At 64.5% G+C, this 17,727-nt stretch carries 16 protein-coding genes; 5 read left to right on the forward strand and 11 right to left on the reverse strand.

The features are described 5' to 3' along the window. Positions 1-3: 3 nt before the first annotated feature. From BOO69_RS02880 to BOO69_RS02895, 4 genes are all read left to right on the forward strand, one after another. Positions 4-843, forward strand: coding sequence for an alpha/beta hydrolase (locus BOO69_RS02880; RefSeq protein ID WP_083545433.1), 840 nt, complete (start codon positions 4-6; stop codon positions 841-843). Between the two features lie 150 nt (positions 844-993). Then, positions 994-1,953 carry a TAXI family TRAP transporter solute-binding subunit gene (locus BOO69_RS02885; RefSeq protein ID WP_071970129.1) on the forward strand — a complete coding sequence of 320 codons (960 nt, stop codon included), beginning with the start codon at positions 994-996 and terminating at the stop codon, positions 1,951-1,953. 69 nt (positions 1,954-2,022) lie between these two features. Then, positions 2,023-3,807: a TRAP transporter permease gene (locus BOO69_RS02890; protein ID WP_071970131.1), complete on the forward strand. Its 1,785-nt coding sequence runs from the start codon at positions 2,023-2,025 to the stop codon at positions 3,805-3,807. Between the two features lie 189 nt (positions 3,808-3,996). Next, entirely contained in the window at positions 3,997-5,610 is a 1,614-nt protein-coding gene (locus BOO69_RS02895; RefSeq protein WP_071970134.1) for a thiamine pyrophosphate-binding protein, read from the forward strand. A 35-nt stretch (positions 5,611-5,645) separates the two neighbouring features. On the opposite strand, the gene BOO69_RS02900 is transcribed toward BOO69_RS02895, so the two are convergent. The 4 genes from BOO69_RS02900 to BOO69_RS02915 all read right to left on the reverse strand — a co-directional run bounded on the left by BOO69_RS02900 (position 5,646) and on the right by BOO69_RS02915 (position 9,890). Next, a complete protein-coding gene (locus tag BOO69_RS02900) occupies positions 5,646-6,758 on the reverse strand; it encodes a zinc-binding dehydrogenase (RefSeq protein ID WP_071970136.1) in 1,113 nt (370 codons plus the stop codon). A 55-nt stretch (positions 6,759-6,813) separates the two neighbouring features. Beyond that, a complete protein-coding gene (locus tag BOO69_RS02905) occupies positions 6,814-8,124 on the reverse strand; it encodes a TRAP transporter large permease (RefSeq protein WP_071970138.1) in 1,311 nt (436 codons plus the stop codon). Continuing rightward, complete coding sequence (locus BOO69_RS02910; protein WP_071970140.1) at positions 8,117-8,668, reverse strand: TRAP transporter small permease; 552 nt, start codon at positions 8,666-8,668, stop codon at positions 8,117-8,119. The genes BOO69_RS02905 and BOO69_RS02910 overlap by 8 nt, the downstream gene beginning before the upstream one ends. Before the next feature lie 73 nt (positions 8,669-8,741). After that, a complete protein-coding gene (locus BOO69_RS02915) occupies positions 8,742-9,890 on the reverse strand; it encodes a C4-dicarboxylate TRAP transporter substrate-binding protein (protein ID WP_071970142.1) in 1,149 nt (382 codons plus the stop codon). A gap of 279 nt (positions 9,891-10,169) precedes the next feature. Between BOO69_RS02915 and BOO69_RS02920 the strand changes: the two genes are divergently transcribed. Next, a complete protein-coding gene (locus tag BOO69_RS02920; protein WP_071970144.1) occupies positions 10,170-10,802 on the forward strand; it encodes a TetR/AcrR family transcriptional regulator in 633 nt (210 codons plus the stop codon). Here BOO69_RS02920 and BOO69_RS02925 read toward each other — a convergent pair. From BOO69_RS02925 to BOO69_RS02950, 7 genes are all read right to left on the reverse strand, one after another. After that, positions 10,799-12,406, reverse strand: a complete 1,608-nt coding sequence (locus tag BOO69_RS02925; RefSeq protein WP_071970146.1) for a class I adenylate-forming enzyme family protein — start codon at positions 12,404-12,406, stop codon at positions 10,799-10,801. The genes BOO69_RS02920 and BOO69_RS02925 overlap by 4 nt on opposite strands. A 123-nt stretch (positions 12,407-12,529) precedes the next feature. Beyond that, positions 12,530-13,294, reverse strand: coding sequence for an IclR family transcriptional regulator (locus BOO69_RS02930; protein WP_071970148.1), 765 nt, complete (start codon positions 13,292-13,294; stop codon positions 12,530-12,532). Positions 13,295-13,380: 86 nt separating this feature from the next. Then, on the reverse strand, positions 13,381-14,250 hold the full coding sequence (locus BOO69_RS02935) for an isocitrate lyase/PEP mutase family protein (RefSeq protein WP_216636999.1): 870 nt from the start codon (positions 14,248-14,250) through the stop codon (positions 13,381-13,383). Between the two features lie 4 nt (positions 14,251-14,254). Continuing rightward, positions 14,255-14,557, reverse strand: a complete 303-nt coding sequence (locus tag BOO69_RS23310) for a 3-isopropylmalate dehydratase small subunit (RefSeq protein WP_216637000.1) — start codon at positions 14,555-14,557, stop codon at positions 14,255-14,257. Further along, on the reverse strand, positions 14,554-14,799 hold the full coding sequence (locus BOO69_RS23315; RefSeq protein WP_216637001.1) for a 3-isopropylmalate dehydratase small subunit: 246 nt from the start codon (positions 14,797-14,799) through the stop codon (positions 14,554-14,556). The genes BOO69_RS23310 and BOO69_RS23315 overlap by 4 nt, the downstream gene beginning before the upstream one ends. After that, positions 14,799-16,073: a 3-isopropylmalate dehydratase large subunit gene (locus BOO69_RS02945; RefSeq protein WP_071970150.1), complete on the reverse strand. Its 1,275-nt coding sequence runs from the start codon at positions 16,071-16,073 to the stop codon at positions 14,799-14,801. Before BOO69_RS02945 ends, BOO69_RS23315 begins: the two co-directional genes overlap by 1 nt. Next, positions 16,070-17,713, reverse strand: coding sequence for a dipeptide ABC transporter ATP-binding protein (locus BOO69_RS02950; RefSeq protein ID WP_216637002.1), 1,644 nt, complete (start codon positions 17,711-17,713; stop codon positions 16,070-16,072). Before BOO69_RS02950 ends, BOO69_RS02945 begins: the two co-directional genes overlap by 4 nt. Between the last annotated feature and the right edge of the window lie 14 nt (positions 17,714-17,727).

The raw sequence follows: 17,727 nt of genomic DNA on the forward strand, positions 1-17,727 counted from the left end.
ATCGTGGCTGAACGCGACCTTTACTACAACCGGGCCTTCATTCCCGATTTCGACGAGATCATGAAGGAGACGGAGGCGCGCAGTCACGCCCTCGCAGAGACGTATCGCGTCGAGCGAAGCGTGAGCTACGGGCCGAGCCCACGGCAAAGCTTCGACCTCGTCTTTCCGCCAGACCAGCAGTCGGGCGCGCCGCTGCACATGTTCATCCACGGCGGCTACTGGCGGGCGGGCAGCAAGGAGGCGCACACCCTCGTGGCGGCGCCGGTTGTCGCGGCGGGTGGGATCGCGGCGCTTGTCGGCTACGACCTCATGCCGCAAACACGACTGGCCGAGATCGTCGCGCAGGTCCGCCGCGCCGCACGGCACCTTGTCCGGCTGGCGCCCGACATCGGCGCGGACCCTGAGCGCTTTACCGTGAGCGGCCATTCCGCGGGCGCGCACCTCGCTTCGCTGCTCGCTTCCGAGGCGGCAGGTGACACCGGGCCGGCCGATCTGCCGACCCTGCGCGGCATGTTGCTGGTCAGCGGAATATACGACCTGTCCGGCATCCCCGGCTCGTTCCTGAAAGACGAAGCCGAGATGCGGGACGACGAAGCGAGGGCGTGGTCGCCCCTGATCGCCCGGCACAAACCGGGCCCGTTGCGCATCATCACGCGGGGTGAAAGCGAAACCGCGCCTTTCCAGGAACAGGCGGTCGCCCTGAACGCCCTGCTGGACCGAGAACAGCAGGAAACGGAGCTCAGGATCGAGCCCGACAAGAACCATCTTACCATCGTGTTCGACCTTGCCGATCCCGATGCGCCTCTGGGTCGACGGCTGCGTGAACTGGTCAGATCATCCTGACGGGCGATGACGTGGCGCCCGATTGACGAAGGCGCCCGTGCCGGCGTCGGGGGAAAATATTCGGCAGACCGGCGTTCCCGGGGCCATCCGAAAGTGACTTGGCCCGTCAGGGCGGCTAGAACGTCGGAAGCATCTTGAGGAGGAAAGAAGATGAACCCGATTCTGAAAGCAGCAGTGGCGGCCCTCGCGGTCACGGTCTCGGCTGCCACCGTGGCCACCGCCGAGACGCGCGTGACCTACAAGTCGGCCAAGACCGGCTCGTCCTATTACCAGATGGGCGTCGAACTGGCCGAAGCGATGAAGGCAGGGACAGACGGCGACATTTCCGTCACCATCGAGGAAAGCCAGGGCTCCGTCCAGAACGTGATGGAAGTGCGCGCGCGGGGTGGCGACTATGTCTTTACCACGCCGCCGGCGCTTGTGGGGCTCGCGCAGCAGGGCAAGGCGATGTTCGAGGGCAAGGGAGATCCCGCCTTCGACGAGATCCGCGCGCTGTTTCCGATCCCGTCGCTGACCATGCATTTCGTCATGTCCAAGGATAGCGGTACGACCGACCTCGCGGGGATGGAGGGCAAGACGATCCTGCTTGGCAAGGGGTCGTTCGGCGCGACCGAAGGCGAGAAATACCTCGAACTCTTCGGGTTGACCGACAAGGTCACGGTGGCGGACGCGGAATTGTCCAACGCGGTTGCCGCGCTCAAGAACGGCCAGATCGACGGCTTCGTGACCGCAGGCTCGTGGCCCGCACCGAATGTCATCGAGGCGGCGGCGTCCATGCCGGTGACGGTGCTGTCGCTGAGCGACGACCAGATTGCCGAGACCAAGCGGACCAAGCTGACCATCCCCGCCGGAACCTACGCGGGGCAGGAGGCCGATATCACCACCACCTCGCTTCCGGTCGTGGCCTTTACCACCACGAAGATGGACGATGACACGGCCTACGAACTGACCAGGACGTTCTGGGAAAGCAAGGCCAAGCTTGGCGATACCTCGCCGTGGTGGAACGGCGTCGATGCCGAGATGCTGGGCAACATCGAGGGCAAGATCCATCCCGGTGCCGTCCGCTACTACGAGGAAGCGGGCATCGCGCTGACTGACGCGCAGAAGTAGCGGCAGGACCATCCACGCGGGTCGGGTGCGTCCCGACCCGCATCCCGCTTTTCCCAAGAGACTCTTTTTATGTCGCACCCTTTCAAAGGTCGCGCCGTTGCGGCTTTCTGGCTGATCCTTGCCGCGGCATTGGTGGCATTTCACCTTGCGCTCGTCTTCTCCGGCCTTGTCCCCAACCTTGTCAGCCGTCCGCTGCACATGGCGTTCATCCTGCCGTTCGCGCTGGTTCTGGGCAGCACCACGCGCGCGGGCCGGATCAGTGGCATGTTTCTGGCGGCGCTGGGCATCGCTGCGGCGCTCTGGGTTGCGATCAACCACGACCGGCTGATGGATCAATACGGTTTTTTGGAGAGCAACTTTCAGATCGTGATCGCGATCATCCTGCTTTGTGTCACGCTCGAGGCCGCGCGGCGTGCCGTCGGCTGGCCCCTGCCACTCGTCGCGGCGGCGGCCCTGCTCTACGGGCTGTTCGGACAGTATATTCCCGGCCAGTTCGGGCATTCGGGCACCCCGGTCGCCAGCTTCCTCGGGACCCTGACCATCGCCGAGGGCGGCATCTGGGGCTCGCTCACGGGGGTGTCGGTCAGCGTCGTGGCGATCTTCGTCATTTTCGGCGCGGTGCTGAACGCGGGCGAGGCAGGGCAGGGCTTCATGAACGTGGCCGGCGCCGCGGCGGGTCGCCTGAAGGGCGGCGGCGCGAAGGTTTCGGTGATCTCTTCCGCGCTGTTCGGATCGATTTCCGGCTCCGCTTCGGCGAACGTGGCCTCGACCGGTGCGATCACCTTGCCCGCGATGACAAAGCTGGGCTATCCCAAGCGACTGGCAGCGGCGGTCGAGGCGGTCGCCTCCTCGGGCGGGCAGATCATGCCGCCCCTGATGGGCGCGGGGGCCTTTGTCATGGTCGAGCTGACCGGCGTGCCCTACACGTCGATCATGGCGGCGGCGATCCTGCCCGCGTTTCTCTATTTTCTCGCGGTCTGGGTCGGCATCAACGCCTATGCGACACGTTTCGACCTCAAGGGTGTGGACGCGGCCGACCGGCCGTTGCGGCGGGATGTCGTCATCACGTCGCTGTTCTTCCTCGTGCCGTTTTCCGTCCTGCTCTGGGCGATGTTCGGCGCCCGGTTCACGCCGGAATATGCCGCCGCCCTCGCCATCCTGGCAGGGGCCGCCCTGCTATTCTTCAACGCGGAACTCTCGTTCCGGCCCGCGCAGATCGCGGAGCGCTTCAAGGATGCCGTGCTGAACGCCGCCCGGCAGGTGTCGATGATCGCGGCCATCATACTGTGTGCCTCGATCATCATCGGCGTGCTGGCGATCACGGGTCTCGGCGTCAAGATCACCTCGCTCATCCTCGAAGGGTCGGGCGGGCTGCTCTGGCCGTCGCTGTTCCTGACGGCCATCGCCTGTCTTGTTCTGGGAATGGAGGTGCCGACGACGGCGGCCTATGTCATCTGCGTGTCCGTCGCCGGTCCGGCGCTGATCCAGCTGGGGCTCGAGCCGTTGCAGGCGCATCTCTTCGTCTTCTGGTTCGCGCTGCTGTCCACGATCACGCCGCCCGTCTGCGGCGCGGTGTTTATCGCCGCCGGCATGATCGGCGAGAACTGGCTGAAGGTCGCGCTGACCGCGATGGCGCTGGGCGTGGGGCTGTACCTCATCCCGCTGGGCATGGTTGCCAATCCCGATGTCCTGCGGCTGGCCGAAGACCCGGTTCCCGCGATCATCGCGATGTTGCGGCTTGCCGTCGGGCTGGCGCTCGTGTCCTATGGTCTGATCAGTGCGCGCAGGATCCTCAGAACCGTGCTGCTGGTCGGGGCGGGGCTGATCGTGATCTTTTCAGGCCTGTACATCTGACCCGGCCCCGCCGAGGCTGATGTCGAGGGCCGCCAGGACATTCTTGTGCGGGGATTGCGCGCACGATTGCCGGATTTGTGGAAAGGTCCGCACGAAACCTTTGGATCAGGCCGGTTCTGCGTACCTTCCGCGTGGAAGAGGCGCTACAACCGCGCGGAAAGCCTGCCCAACCGAAGAGGGAGCCACATCATGTATGTCTACCAGTCCATCGCCCAGTCCCTTGCAGACCATAGTCACGACACGATGTTCGGCCTGATGGGGGATGCCAATCTCTTCATCGTCGATCATTTCGTGCGCGGGGCCGGTGCCACGTTTGTCCCCGTCGCCTACGAAGGCAGCGCCGTTCTGATGGCGCTGGCCCACGGCAGGGTCGCGGGCAAGGTCGGGATCGCCACGGTCACCCATGGTCCCGCGCTGACCAACTGCGTCACCGCGCTGACCGAAGGCGCACGCGCGCGGGTTCCCATGGTCCTGCTGGCCGGCGACACCGCCGTGTCGAACCCGCAGAACCTTCAGAACATCGACCAGCGCGAGACGGTCAAGATTACCGGGGCGGGGTTCGAGCAGATGCGCGCGCCCGAAACGGCCTCCTACGATGTCGCCCATGCGATCTATCGCGCGCAGGTGGAACAGCGCCCGATCGTCCTGAACATGCCGGTGGATTTCATGTGGCAGGAGGTGGAGCACGTCCGTCACGTGTTCAAGGGGTTCAAGGCGCCTTCCTACGTGCCGGAAGGGGACGATCTTGACCAGGCCATCGGCATGATCGCCAGCGCGAAGCGGCCGATCATCCTTGCGGGCATCGGGGCCAAGGACGCGGTTGCCCAGATCAAGAAGCTGGCTGAAAGACTGGACGCACCGCTGGCTACGACGCTGAAAGCCAAGGGGATGTTCAACGGCCATCCGCATAACATCGACATCTTCGGCACCTTGTCCACGCCCGCCGCCTATGACGCGATCGGCAAGGCGGATTGCATCATCGCGTTCGGGACATCCCTGCATCATTTCACCACCGACAAGGGGGCGCTGATGAAGGGAAAACGGGTCATCCAGATCAACAACACCGTCACCGAGGTTGCCAGGAACTACCACCCCGACGCGGCGCTGCTGGCCGACGCCGGGCTTACCGCCGACAACATCGTCTGGTGGCTTGACGAAGCCGAGATCCCCGGCAGCGGCTTTGCCGCGGAACTCGACATGGAGGTGCTCACCGCGCACCCCAAGGGCGACCCGGACAAGGCCGCGCCCGGCTTCGTGAATTTCGAGTACGCGCTCGACCGACTGGAGGAGGCCCTGCCCAAGGACCGGTTCCTGACCACCGATGGCGGGCGCTTCATGACCGAGGTCTGGTGCCGCATCTCCTGTCCGGACGCGGAAAGCTTTTTCGCGACCACGAATTTCGGCTCGATCGGGCTGGGGATGCAGGTTGCCATCGGGGCGGGCTACGCGGTGTCGAAGCGGCCGGTGGTGCTGTTCACCGGCGATGGCGGTTTCATGATGGGCGGCATCAACGAGTTCAACACCGCCGTCCGGATGAAGCAGGACCTGATCGTGATCGTGGCGAACGATTCCGCCTACGGGGCCGAGCATATCCAGTTCCTCGACCGCAAGATGGATCCGGGCCTGTCGATGTTCGACTGGCCCTCGTTCGCGCAGGTCGGGACCGCCTTGGGCGGGCACGGTATACTGGTCGAGAACAACGAAGATCTCGACCAGGCGATCAAGGCCATGGAAAACCGGGACAAGCCCCTGCTGATCGAACTGCGGCTGGATCCGAACGCCGTGCCGCGTATGCGGATCTGACCGCAGGGGGCGACGCCTGCCGCCGCGACCTCAGCTCACTTCCAGGGGGTAACGAGGTATTTTTCCCCGGTTCTCATCGCGCGGTAGTCGGTGACGGCTTCTTTTGTCAGCATTTCTTCCAGATCCACCCGCTTCTTGTAGGTGCTGGCGAAGGTTGTCGTCAGGCTGTCCAAGACGCGCTTGCGCATCCGGTTCACCGTGTCTTGCCCCACGGATTGAAGGAACGGGAACAAGAGCCAGCCCGACAGGGTCCAGCCGAAGCCGTAGCTGGGGGACAGCACGGTCGGCCCCGTGTCGAGGCGGCCATAGATGAACATGCGTTTCTGTTGGTTCGAGCCATAGCGCGAATACTCGGTCATGTGGCCGACGGCGACCTGTTCCATGGCCTTGAACACGCTGTCCACCGTCTTGCCGCCGCCGATCGGATCGAACCCGTAGAATGCCCCGGTGTCATCGATGGCGGCGCGGAGCTGCTTCATGAAGTCGTCGTCGGAAGAGTTGACGACGTGATCCGCGCCGATCTGGCCAAGCAGGTCGGCCTGTTCCTGCTTGCGCACGATGTTCACGAGCCCGAGGCCGTCTTCCTTGCAGATCCGGGTCAGCATCTGGCCGAGGTTGGAGGCACCGACGGTGTGAAGGATCGCGTCCTGCCCGTCCATCTTGGCGTTCTCGGCGAAACCCAGCGCCGTCATCGGGTTGACGAAGCCGCTCGCGCCTTCTTCGGCGGTATAGTCGCCCAAGGGGAGACACATGGATGCCCGCGCGATGCAGTACTGGCTGTAGGCGTTGCCCGGCACGCAGGCGACGCGTTGGCCCATCAACGCCTTGGCGGCGTCCGTATCACCTGTCGCGACGACGGTGCCGGCGCCTTCGTTCCCGGCAGGGAGCTTCAGCCCGTGCCGTGCCTTCGAGCCTGAATTGAACGGTTCGGGCATGGTGGCGACGTATTTGCCGGGTTCGTATTGCGCGTTCTCGAGGTCCGCCGCGCCGGTCAGGATGGCGAGGTCCGACGGGTTGATCGGCGCCGCTTCCATCCTGACGAGGACCTGGTCACCGGTGGGATCGGGAAAATCCACGTCCTCGAGCGCGACGGTCAGCGTGCCGTCGCTTTCCAACGTGGTGAACAGTTGCTTGCCGGTTGTGGTCATGTCGATGTCTCCAGTGTGAGTGCGTTTCGAAGAGGACCGGGCGAGTGTCCGGCCGTCAGTTCATCCAGCGGGGCAGGAAGAGCACGATGTCGGGAAAGGCGATCAGCAGGGCGACGATCAGCAGATCGATGACCACGAACCAGAAAACCCCCCGGAACACGGCGGTCAGCGAGACCGCGTTGCCCACGACCCCCTTGATGACAAAGACGTTCATCCCCATCGGTGGCGTGATCATCCCGATTTCCAGCAGCTTGACCAGCACGACGCCGAACCAGAGCAGGCTGTAGCCGGTTTCGTCCACCAGCGGCAGGACGATGGGCAGGGTCAGCAGCATCGCGCCGACGGGTTCGAGCATCATGCCCAGCAACAGGTAGACGACCACGACGCCGATCATGATGAGCACCGGCGACACGCCGAAGGCCAGGATCGACGACGACAGCGCATCCCCGATGCCCGACAGGGCGAGGAACCGTGTCAGCAGGCTGGCGCCTACCGCGATGATCAGCAGTGCGGCGGTGGTGGTGATCGTCTCGACCACCGCCATCCGGATGGCCCGGAAGGTCAGCGTCCGGTAGAGCGCGGCGACGATCATTGACAGGAGGGCACCGATGGCGCCGGCTTCGGTCGGGGTGAAGGCCCCGCCGAAGAGGCCGGCGAAGACGCCGATGACGATCAGCAGGACCGGCCATGTCTGACCGAGCGCCTTGATCTTTTCCGCGCGTGTCGCGCGGTTGCCGTCCACCGGGGGCGCGAGGTTCGGGTTCAGTTTGACCCGGACCACGATGAGCAGGACATAGGCGGCCAGCGTGATGATCCCGACCACAAGGCCGCCGAGGAAAAGCTGGCTGACCGACTGGCGCGAGATGATGCCGTAGAGGATCATCAGGATGGAGGGCGGGATCAGCGCACCGATGGTGCCTGCGGCGGCGATGGTGCCGGTCGCCAGTTCCGGGCTGTAGCGGTTCCGCATCATCTCGGGCACGGCGATCTTGCCCATGGCGGCGGAGCAGGCGACGGAGGACCCGGTCACGGCGGCAAAGCCCGCGCAGCCGAAGACCGACGCGATGGCGAGCCCGCCTGGAAGGCCCGAAAGCCATGTCTGTGCCGCGCTGAACAACCCCTGCGTGAGCCGCGTGTGGTAGCAGATGAAACCCATCATCAGGAAGGCGGGGATCGAACTGAGCACCCAGCTGTTGGCGAAGTTGTAAGGCACAATGCCCAGCGAGCCCCATGCGATGTTCCAGTTGAACATCGACCACAGGCCGCCGAACGACACCGCGATCAGCGAGATGCCGATCGGCACACGCATCAGGATCAGGAAGAACAGGGCGCCAACGAACAGGCCGGCAATTTGGATGTCAGACATTGGACTTTTCTTCGGAAAGGTAGGGGTCTTCGACCTTCATCATGCTCAGGCCGCTGTCACGTCCGGTCAGCATCGCGATCAGCTTCCAGACTGACACGACCGCCATCATCCCGAAACCGATGGGCAGGTAGAAGTAGCTGGGCCATGTCAGGATCTTGCCGCCCGCCTCGATCGAATAGGCCCCGGCCGCGTATTTCGACAACGCTTCCTGGCCCGTGCGCACGGTCACGGCTGCCGCAACGATCGCGGTGACCAGGGTCGCAATGAAGGCCAGGGCGGTCTGGATCCGGTCGGGGAAGCGTTCGGCCAGGAGCTCAACCGCGATATGGCTGTCCTTCTGTTCCACCAATCCGAGCGGCAGGAAGGCGATCGCGATCATGTAGAAGACCGACACGTAAAGTATCGTGGCATCAAGGGGCCGCTCGAACACGTAGCGCATCGTGACGTCGGCCGAGACGTGCACCACCATGATGATGACCAACACGCCCGCAATCCCCGACGCAAGGCCATTGATCCCCGAAATCAGCTTGCCGATGACTTTCATGGTCCGTCCTCCACTTTCGGGCTGGGCGAAAGAATCGGGGCACCCTTGGCGCAGGATGCCCCGACAGCGATGATTATTGAGCGTAGCTTGCCGGATCGACCTTGGAAATCACCTCGTCCCAGTAGAGCTGCTGAAGCTGCTCCTTGGTTTCGACATCGGCAACCAGACCATACCATTTTTCGAGGATCGGCTGGAATTCGTCGCGGATCTCGGTCGCGCGCTCGACCCCGTAGGTGTCGCGGAAGAGATCGGAGACGATGTTCAGGTCCTCGCGGGCGAATTCCTTGACCGCTGCCGCCAGTTCGGCGTCCGCTTCGAGGATGTTGATGCCCTTGTCCTTTGCGTTCTGGATGGCGACAGCATCATCGGTGTAGAAGCCCCATGTCGTGCTCGCGGTGATCTGCGCACCGCCCCACAACAGCGCTTCGCGCTGCGCGTCGGTCATCGCTTTCCAGCGGTCGGCGTTGACGTTGGCGGATGCCACGCCCGCGAAGGCGCCGCCGGGAACCGCCAGCGTGATGTCGGTGACGACTTCGTGCAGGTTGTAGTTGGTCAGTTCGGGGGCGCTGTTCATCGCGCAGTCGAGGATCCCCTGGTCCAGACCTTCGTAGACCTCGTTCACCGGCAACCGGACACCCTGTGCGCCGAACTTCTCGGCAAAGCGCACGAAACCGGCGCCGCCGGCGCGCAGGCGCTTGCCTGCCAGATCCTCGATCGACGTGATCTGCACGTCCTTGCACAACAGGTTGTAGAGCGGGGTCACGCCGCCGCCGGTATAGACCTGGTTCTGCGCCTGATACTCCGCGAGGCACTCGGGGCAGTCGTTGAAGGTGTATTCCAGCATCGCGCCGGTGTAGGCCAGAGGCTCCTTGCCGGTCGGGTTTTCCGCGAGGGTGATCAGCAGGTTGAGTTCGTGCAGGAACAGGTTCGTGCTGTATTCGGCGGGCAGGTACGGGGTTAGGACGAAGCCCACGTCGGCCAGTCCGTCGCGCACGCCGGGGCTGGTTTCCGACAGGCTCAGAAGGGACATCGGGAAGCCGGTGACGGACAGGCTGCCCTCGGAACGCTCTTCCACGGCGCTCTTGTAGTCGGCGACGGCGATGCCGATGGCCGAGCTTTCGGGGTAGCCATAGGCAAAGTTCAGGCTTTCCTGTGCCGTGGCGGCAGAGGCCATTCCCATGGCGACCGCAGCGATCGCGGATGACGTTTTGAAGTAGTTCATTGTGCTCCTCCCGAGCTTTTGATTCAGTGTGCCGAAAGTCCGGCGGCGGGTCTTGGCGGGATGCGCCTTCAACCTGTTGGGATGCGTGCCCGGCTCCTCCCGCAGCAAATCGCAAAAACATTCCGACTGGTATGTTTATAGATCAGTGGCATGATCCGAGTGTCAAGCATCGCCGCCGCGTCAATTCTCGCAAAGCTTGCACAAGGGGGGCAAAAACTGCCCGTATGGGGCCGGGCGGCGCGCGCGTTGCGCCCCCGCGACACAATGACGGACCGGAAGATGACAGCACCACAGGCTCTACTGACCAAACGACAACTGGCAAGCCGCAAGGAAATCATCGAGGCCGCCGCGGTCTGCTTCATGAAATACGGGCTGGAAAAGGCCACCATGGATGACATGGCCCGGGAACTGGGATCGACCAAGGGGCGCGTCTATCACCACTTCGAATCGAAGAATCAGATCTTCTTCGCCGTCTACCGGCAGGCGATGCAGTATTGTTTCGACGCGGTGGAGCCGATCATGCAACAGGCCTTGCCGCCCCCGGAGAAGCTGTTGCGCATGGCCCGTGCCCACGCAATCGTGATGATGGAGACCCTGCCGTTCCAGCGCAGCATACGACAGGGCGTGAACGTCTACCTGCACGGACAGAAGATCGGCGTCGAAAGGGACGTGCTGAATGAATTGATCGCGCGGCGCAACGACTACGAGGATCTCTACCGCGCGGTGCTTCAGCAGGGGGTCGAGGACGGCAGCCTGTCGGCACCCGATATCGCGATCGCCGGGCGTGCGATCATGGGCGCGCTCAACTCGCTGGTGGACTGGTATCGCGTCCGGCCCGACCAGACCGGCGCCGACCAGATCAGGATCGCCGAGACGCTCGCGGAAACCATCATCAACGGGGTGCTTGCCTAGGTTCCGGTTTCGACCAGATCGCGCAGCACTTTCTTGACCACCTTCCCGTTCGCGTTGCGCGGCAGCGGTTCGTCGCAGAACGTCACGAAATCCGGGGTCTTGTAGTCGGCGAGACCGGCGGCGCAATGGGCCCTGACCGCATCGGCGTCGAGGGCGGGGTCGCTGCTGCAGACAAAGACGTGCAGCTTTTCACCCAGCACCGGGTCGGGCTGGCCGATGGCCGCGCATTCCATCACCGCGGGGTGCGCGGTCAGCGTGTTCTCCACCTCGGCGCTATAGATGTTGTAGCCGCCGCGGATGATCATGTCCTTGGCGCGGTCGTGCAGCCGGATGAACCCCTGGGCATCGCGCGATCCGACGTCGCCGCTTTTCCAGTAGCCGTCCTGAAATTCCTGGGCCGTCTTTTCGGGATTGTTCCAGTATCCGGGCACCACCATCGGTCCCTTGATCCACATCTCGCCAGGCACATCCGTTGCTGTGTCCTCGCCCTGCGCATCCACGATCCGGATGTCCCCGCAGGGCACGGCGATGCCGATGCTGTCGGCCCGCTCGGCGCCCAGTCCCGGCGGCAGGATGGTCGCGGGCGAGGTCAGCTCGGTCGCGCCATAGGCGTTCATCAGGACGAGGTTGGGCAGCTTTTCCGTCAGCTCGCGAATGGTCGATTCGGCCATCGGCGCGCCGCCGTATCCCCCGATCCGCCAGTTCGACAGGTCGTAGTCCGATACCGTGCAGCGCAGCAAGAAGAGGTTGTACATCGCCGGGACCATCAGCGTCTGAGTCACCTTCTCCCGCGCGGCGAGAGCCAGGAAATCCTCTGCCTTGAACGCGCGCATGATGACGCTGCAGCCTGCCGTGCGCAGCATGGTGAACAGCGTCGCCACCAATCCGGTGACATGCGAGGCGGGCACCGAAAGCAGGGAGCGTTCGTTCTTGCCAAGTTCCATGCAGAGTTCGAAATGCATGGCGGAGTGGATGATGTTGAGATGGGTCAGCATCGCCCCCTTGGGCCGTCCCGTGGTGCCCGAGGTATAGAGGATGACGGCCGTGTCTTCCTCGCCGACCTGCGCGGGCGCCTTGCGCGCGCCCGTCGCCGACAGGCTGTCGTAGCCCCTGGACCCCGCGACCGTCCCCCCGACGCTGACGCGGTGCCGCAGGGCCGGCGTCGTCTCGGGGTCGGGCAGCTTGTCGGCGGTGTCGGCGTCATGCACCAGCACGGCGGCACCGCAGTCGTCGAGGATGTGCTGCAGTTCGGGTTTCTGCTCGCGGACGTTGATCGGCACCGCGATGGCCCCGATCCGGAGGCCGGCCAACAGGACGATCAGGAACTCCGGGCCGTTCGCCAGAAGCAGCGCGATCCGGTCGCCCTGGCCAAGGCCAAGCTCTGCAAGGCCCGCGCTGACGGCTTCGACCTTTGATTCGACCTCGCGGTAGGTCAGCCGCAGATCGTCGCAGACCAGCGCCTCGCCGTCCGGGTTGGCCGAGACGGCGTCGGCCAGCATCGCGTTGAGATCGGCGGGGCGGTCGGAAAAACACTTGATTCCGGACCGGCCGAAATGGGTTTCGACGGCAATCCGGTCGGTGATGTGTTCTGGCCACGTGCGCATGATTGGTCCTCCCGGTAAATTGCGCGCATCCTTGCAACCCGGCTGACGGAATTGCAATCGCTTCAGCCGCGGCACCCTCACTTGCGGGTCACGGATGACAAGACAGGGTATCGGCGCCGCCCGTTACAGCAGGCCGGAGATGGACAGCCGGCGCGACAACAGTTCCGCCGCCTCGGCCAGCGCGGCGCCGATCGTGCCGCGCCCTTCATCCGAGAAAAGGGGGTTGAGCCCGACGACACTGATGACGGCGGTGACCGCACCGTCCTGATCGCGGATGGTCTGTGCCTGTGCGCTGAGACCCTCGATGATGTCGTCGCGGGAAAATGCCGTATCCTGACCGCGCATCTCGTCGACCATGCGGGCGAGTTCGCGCGGATCGGTGATCGTCGTCGGGTTGGCGGAGGGCAGGTCCGTCGCGAGATAGGCCGCCCGCTGATCCGCGGGCATATGCGCCAGCAGCAGCTTGGGGCCGGCCCCCTGGTTGTAGGGGCGGACTTCGCCGATGTTCCACAGCTGCACCTGCACGGGAGGGTCGATGACCGCACGTGCGATGCAGACAGCGCCTTCCTTGCCATACGTGGCGAGGAAGGTCAGGCATTCCGTCCGTATCGAGACGTCCCGCAGGATCGGGTCCGCGATCTGGTGCAGGTCGTGCTGGCCCGGCACGCTGGCCGCCAGCGACAGGATGTCGAAGCCCAGCCAGTAGCGCCGCGACACGGTGTCGTGAACGACCATGTCGCAGGCCATCAGGGTGCCAAGGATCCGTGTCGTCGTCGCCTTGTCGAGGCCGGTGGCCTGGGCGATCTCGGTCAGGGACATCTTGGGATGCTGGGGCCGAAAGGCCCGCAGGACCATCATCGCGCGCTCGATCGCCCGTACTTTCGGCATGCCGGATACGGTGGTTGTGGTGTCTGAAGTCTTCATCTGTCCCCGTGATCCGGCCTGCCTGGGATTTCAGCCTAGCATACTTCGCGTCATGCGATGTCCTTCATGAATTCTTCCTGCAGCCGCTCCACCTCGGGGAAGCCGATGAAATGCTTGAAGTCGTTCAGGCTGGTCTGGTCCCCCTGGTCCAGGGCGCGCGTGGTGCGGGCGTTCCGCACGCGGGTGAGCGCGCTTTCCATCGCGCGGGTCGCGCTGAGGAGCGATACGAGGGGGAAATGGGCGATGCCCGCCACGCTTTCGATCTCGTCGCCGGACAGGTCACTTTCCAGCCAGCGCATGATCTGCAGGGACAGCGGCACGCCGCAGGCTTCGCGCAGGTCGCGCAGATCGTCGAGCGACGCGTAGCCCGCGCTGATCGGCTGGATCATGTCGGCCCCGGCGTCGGCATATGCGCGGGCGCGCCTGATGCTTTCTTCCTTGGTGTCCGCGTCGGTCCGTCCGACGATCAGGGTGTCCGGGTCGCGCCGGGCGGCGACAGCGGCGCGGATCTTGGAAACGCCTTCCTCCACCGGGATCAGTTCGAGCCGGGAGGCGACGGCCGGGCACCGTTTGGGCATGACCTGATCCTCGATGATCATCGCGGCGGCGCCAGCCTGTTCGAACTCGCGCACCGTGCGCATGACGTTGATGGCGTTGCCGTACCCGGTGTCGGCGTCGGCGATCACGGGGATCTGCACCGCGTTGGACACGTTGCGCACCACGCCCAGGTTCTCCGTCATCGAGTAGACCTCGACGTCGGGCTGTCCCAGCAGGGACGCGGAAATCCCGAAGCCCGAGGTCAGCAGGACGTCGAAACCGGCCTTTTCCACCAGTTTCGCGGAGAGCACGTCGTGGCAGCCCGCGCTCCACAGGCATTTACCGCTGCGGATGGCCTGGGCCATTTCTGATTTGGTCATCATGGGATCAGTCCTTTCTGCCGGCACTGCCGGAAAACGAGTCGTAGAGGTAGTTCATGTGTCCGCCGTGGATCAGCAGGTTCTGTTCGGTCTTCGTCGGCATTTCGAACGGGAGTTCGACACCTTGGGTCAGGTTCAGCACCATGCCCGTGTCCCAGTCGACGCGCAGGTCGTCCCACCGTGCGACCGCACCGAGGATCCCGGGGCAGGTGATCTGCGGAAAACCCATCGCCGTCTCGCCCCGATAGTATGTCGGCGCGAAGGATTCCGCGATGACACCGCCGACGCCCATGTGGCGCATCGCCTTCATCGGCGGCGAATGCGGGTGGCCGAAACCGAAGTTCGCCCCCCCACCAAGAGGTCGCCGGGCCGGACGGATGTGCGGAAATCCGGGTCGTAGGTCTGCATGGCGATGCCGCAAAGCTCGTCCAGGTCCTGGATCCGGATGTTCTTGACGCCGATGATCTGGTCGATGTCATAGTCTTCCTCGTGGAAGATCCATGCGGCGCGCCCTTCGAGGCGGGGCAGGGATTTGAGGGCCGTTTCGGTCATCACTGCATCTCCTCCACCATGTCGGAAGAACGGGGGATGCGGCCGTCGATGGCGGTGCGCGCGACCACGGCCGCGTTCACGAGGAAGATCTCGGAATCGGGGCTGCCCATCCGGCCCTTGACGTTCAGAGTGCCCGTGGAAACGGCGCGCTGGCCCTCGCGCATCGTGGCGATCCGCCCGTAGCAGAAATCGCAGGAGGCGGAAGAGACGAAGGCGCCGCAATCGCTGAAGATTTCGAGCAGCCCTTCCTGTGCCGCCTGCGTCATGATCCGCCGTGAAGTGGGCACGACGTGCAGGGAAAAGCCGGGGGCGATCTTGTGCCCCTTGAGCACCTTGGCCGCCGCGCGCAGATCCTCGATCCGGCCCGAGGCGCAGGAGCCGATGTAGCCGACCTGCACGTCCAGCCCCGACACTTCGTCCAGCGGCGTGGTGCGCGAGGGCGAGGGCGGCTGCGCCACCATCACGCCGATCTCGCTGACGTCGACGGTGTGGGTGGCGAGGTAGGTGCAATCCGGATCGCTCGACACGGGCTCGATCTGGAGCCGGGCAATGGGCAGCGCGTGGTCCAGCATCGCCTGGTCGGGGTTTATCACCGCGGAGAGCGCCCCGGTGAACATCGAGATGCTGGTCAGCGCCTGCCGCCCGTCCAGTGACAGCTGGTCGATCACCTCGCCGCCCAGTTCGAGCACCGCGAAGCGGGCGAACTTGTTCCCGAGCTTCTGCACGATCCCGTGGAACAGGTCGCGGGGCATGACCCCCGGCTGAACCTTGCCCACCAGGTTGAGACGTATCGTCTGGGGCACCTGAAAATCGATGTATTCGCGCACGAAGGCTTCGGTCAGTGTCTGACGCGGCATGTTCACCGCGAGGCATCCCAGCGCGCCCAGTTGCGAGATGTGGCCGTCGTAGTGCACCGCGAAGGCACCCGGCACGCCATAGCCTGTCTCTCCGGCCACGTGGTGGCCGATGCCTTCGCGCTCGACGCAGGTGATGTCGAACTCACGGCACCATGCGCGGGTCATCTCGTGGAATTCTTCCTCCTTGGGATCGACGGCGGGCACCATGTGGTCGATGAAGATCACGAAGCGTTCCTTTGCCGGCAGTTCGGTCAAGCCGAACTTTTCCTTCACCGTCTTGAAGATCACGTCGGTATAGCCGGGGAAGTCATAGGCCATCACGAAGTCGGGCCTGATCTTGAGCTCATCGCCCGCCGAGACGGGGGCGCCGCCGCTGATGCGTGACATGATCTTTTCGACCATGGTCTTGCCGGTCATAACATTTCCTCCAGTTGGGGTTTGTGCCAGTGTTTCCCCGGCACCGCGTCCAGCAGGGCGCGGGTATAGTCGCTTCGGGGGTTGGCGAAGATTTCCTTGGTGCTGCCTTCCTCCACGATTTCACCTTTGCGCATCACGAGAAGTCGGTGGCAGATCGTTGCGGCAACCCGCAGGTCGTGGGTCACGAAAAGAATGGCGATGCCCATGTTGAGGCGGATGTCCTCCAGTAGGCGCAGGACCTGCTTCTGCACGGACACGTCCAAGGCCGAGACAGCCTCATCCGCGATCAGGATGCGCGGCTGCATGGTCAGGGCGCGGGCGATCCCGATGCGCTGGCGCTGTCCGCCCGAGAATTCATGCGGGAAACGGTCCATCACCGAGGCGTCGAGGCCGACGATTTCGAGCATCTGCCGCGCGCGGTCCCACGCCTCTTGCCGGGGAACGCCGTGCTGCATCGGCCCGATGGTCAGCGCCCGCCCGATCCGCCGCCGCGGATTGAGGGAGGCATAAGGATCCTGAAACACGAACTGGATTGCCGACGGCAGGTCCAGCCCCGGCGCGTCGATCGGGGTGCCGTCGATGTCTATCTGACCGGTGTCGATTTGCGTCAGACGCATCACGGCGCGCGCCAGCGTGGATTTGCCGGAACCGGATTCGCCCACGAGGCCGATGATCTCGCCCTCGTGCAGGTCGAACGAGACCGAGCGGAGCGCGGGCACTTCGCGCCGTCCGCCGAAGAGCCCGCCGCGCGAGACGTACGTCTTGCAGGCGTCCCGGACCGACAGCAATGGCGTTTCCGCGGGGCGGGTGCGTGCGTGGTCGTCCAGCGTCGGTACCGCGGCGATCAGCTTGCGCGTGTAGGGGTGCCGGGGGCGGTTCAGCACGGAATCGACCGAGCCTTCCTCGACCACCTTCCCACGCTCCATCACGACGATGTGGTCCGCGATCTCTGCCACGACGCCGAAGTCGTGGGTGATGAACATCACGCCCATGTCGTTCTGGGTCTGCTGTTCGCGGATGAGCGCGAGGATCTGCTTTTGCGTCGTCACGTCGAGCGCCGTGGTGGGTTCGTCGGCGATTAGGAGTTTCGGCCTGAGCGCGAGCGCCATGGCGATCATCACCCGCTGCCGCTGCCCGCCGGACAACCGGAAGGGATAGCTGTCCTGAAGGGTATCGGGATCCGGAAGGTGCATGTCCGCCAGAAGCGAGGCGATCCGCCGGCGCATGGCCGCGCGGGGCAGCGGTTCGGTCTTGCGGATGACCTCTTCGATCTGCTGGCCTACCGTCATCAGCGGATTGAGGGCGGTCATCGGTTCCTGGAAGATCATCGAGATATCGGCGCCGCGCACCTTGCGCATCTCCGCTTCGCTGCGGGTCAGCAGTTCCTGCCCCTGAAAGAGCAGCGATCCGCCCGTCACGCGGACATGGGGCCGGGGCAGCAGGCCCATGATCGCATTGGCTGTCATGGACTTGCCCGAACCGGATTCCCCGACGATGCAGGTGATCCGGCCCGGTTCCACCCTGTAGCTGATCTGTTCGACCGCGTTGGGCCGGTCCGCGCCGTCGGGCAGGGCCACGGTCAGGTCGCGGACTTCGAGCAGGGGAGGCGCCGAGGGCACGATACGGATCCCGTCTTTCATGCTTTCGTCCTGCG

The organism is Sulfitobacter alexandrii, assembly GCF_001886735.1.
Taxonomy (GTDB): Bacteria; Pseudomonadota; Alphaproteobacteria; order Rhodobacterales; family Rhodobacteraceae; genus Sulfitobacter; species Sulfitobacter alexandrii.

Excerpts from the sequence above, each read along its gene's own strand:
- BOO69_RS02915 (WP_071970142.1), bottom strand. The coding sequence starts at position 9,890 with ATGAACTACTTCAAAACGTCATCCGCGATCGCTGCGGTCGCCATGGGA.
- BOO69_RS02890 (WP_071970131.1), top strand. The coding sequence starts at position 2,023 with ATGTCGCACCCTTTCAAAGGTCGCGCCGTTGCGGCTTTCTGGCTGATC.
- BOO69_RS02885 (WP_071970129.1), top strand. The coding sequence starts at position 994 with ATGAACCCGATTCTGAAAGCAGCAGTGGCGGCCCTCGCGGTCACGGTC.
- BOO69_RS02945 (WP_071970150.1), bottom strand. The coding sequence starts at position 16,073 with ATGACCGGCAAGACCATGGTCGAAAAGATCATGTCACGCATCAGCGGC.
- BOO69_RS02905 (WP_071970138.1), bottom strand. The coding sequence starts at position 8,124 with ATGTCTGACATCCAAATTGCCGGCCTGTTCGTTGGCGCCCTGTTCTTC.
- BOO69_RS23310 (WP_216637000.1), bottom strand. The coding sequence starts at position 14,557 with ATGAAGGCGATGCGCCACATGGGCGTCGGCGGTGTCATCGCGGAATCC.
- BOO69_RS23315 (WP_216637001.1), bottom strand. The coding sequence starts at position 14,799 with ATGACCGAAACGGCCCTCAAATCCCTGCCCCGCCTCGAAGGGCGCGCC.
- BOO69_RS02925 (WP_071970146.1), bottom strand. The coding sequence starts at position 12,406 with ATGCGCACGTGGCCAGAACACATCACCGACCGGATTGCCGTCGAAACC.
- BOO69_RS02935 (WP_216636999.1), bottom strand. The coding sequence starts at position 14,250 with ATGATGACCAAATCAGAAATGGCCCAGGCCATCCGCAGCGGTAAATGC.
- BOO69_RS02900 (WP_071970136.1), bottom strand. The coding sequence starts at position 6,758 with ATGACCACAACCGGCAAGCAACTGTTCACCACGTTGGAAAGCGACGGC.
- BOO69_RS02910 (WP_071970140.1), bottom strand. The coding sequence starts at position 8,668 with ATGAAAGTCATCGGCAAGCTGATTTCGGGGATCAATGGCCTTGCGTCG.
- BOO69_RS02895 (WP_071970134.1), top strand. The coding sequence starts at position 3,997 with ATGTATGTCTACCAGTCCATCGCCCAGTCCCTTGCAGACCATAGTCAC.
- BOO69_RS02930 (WP_071970148.1), bottom strand. The coding sequence starts at position 13,294 with ATGCCGAAAGTACGGGCGATCGAGCGCGCGATGATGGTCCTGCGGGCC.
- BOO69_RS02950 (WP_216637002.1), bottom strand. The coding sequence starts at position 17,713 with ATGAAAGACGGGATCCGTATCGTGCCCTCGGCGCCTCCCCTGCTCGAA.
- BOO69_RS02920 (WP_071970144.1), top strand. The coding sequence starts at position 10,170 with ATGACAGCACCACAGGCTCTACTGACCAAACGACAACTGGCAAGCCGC.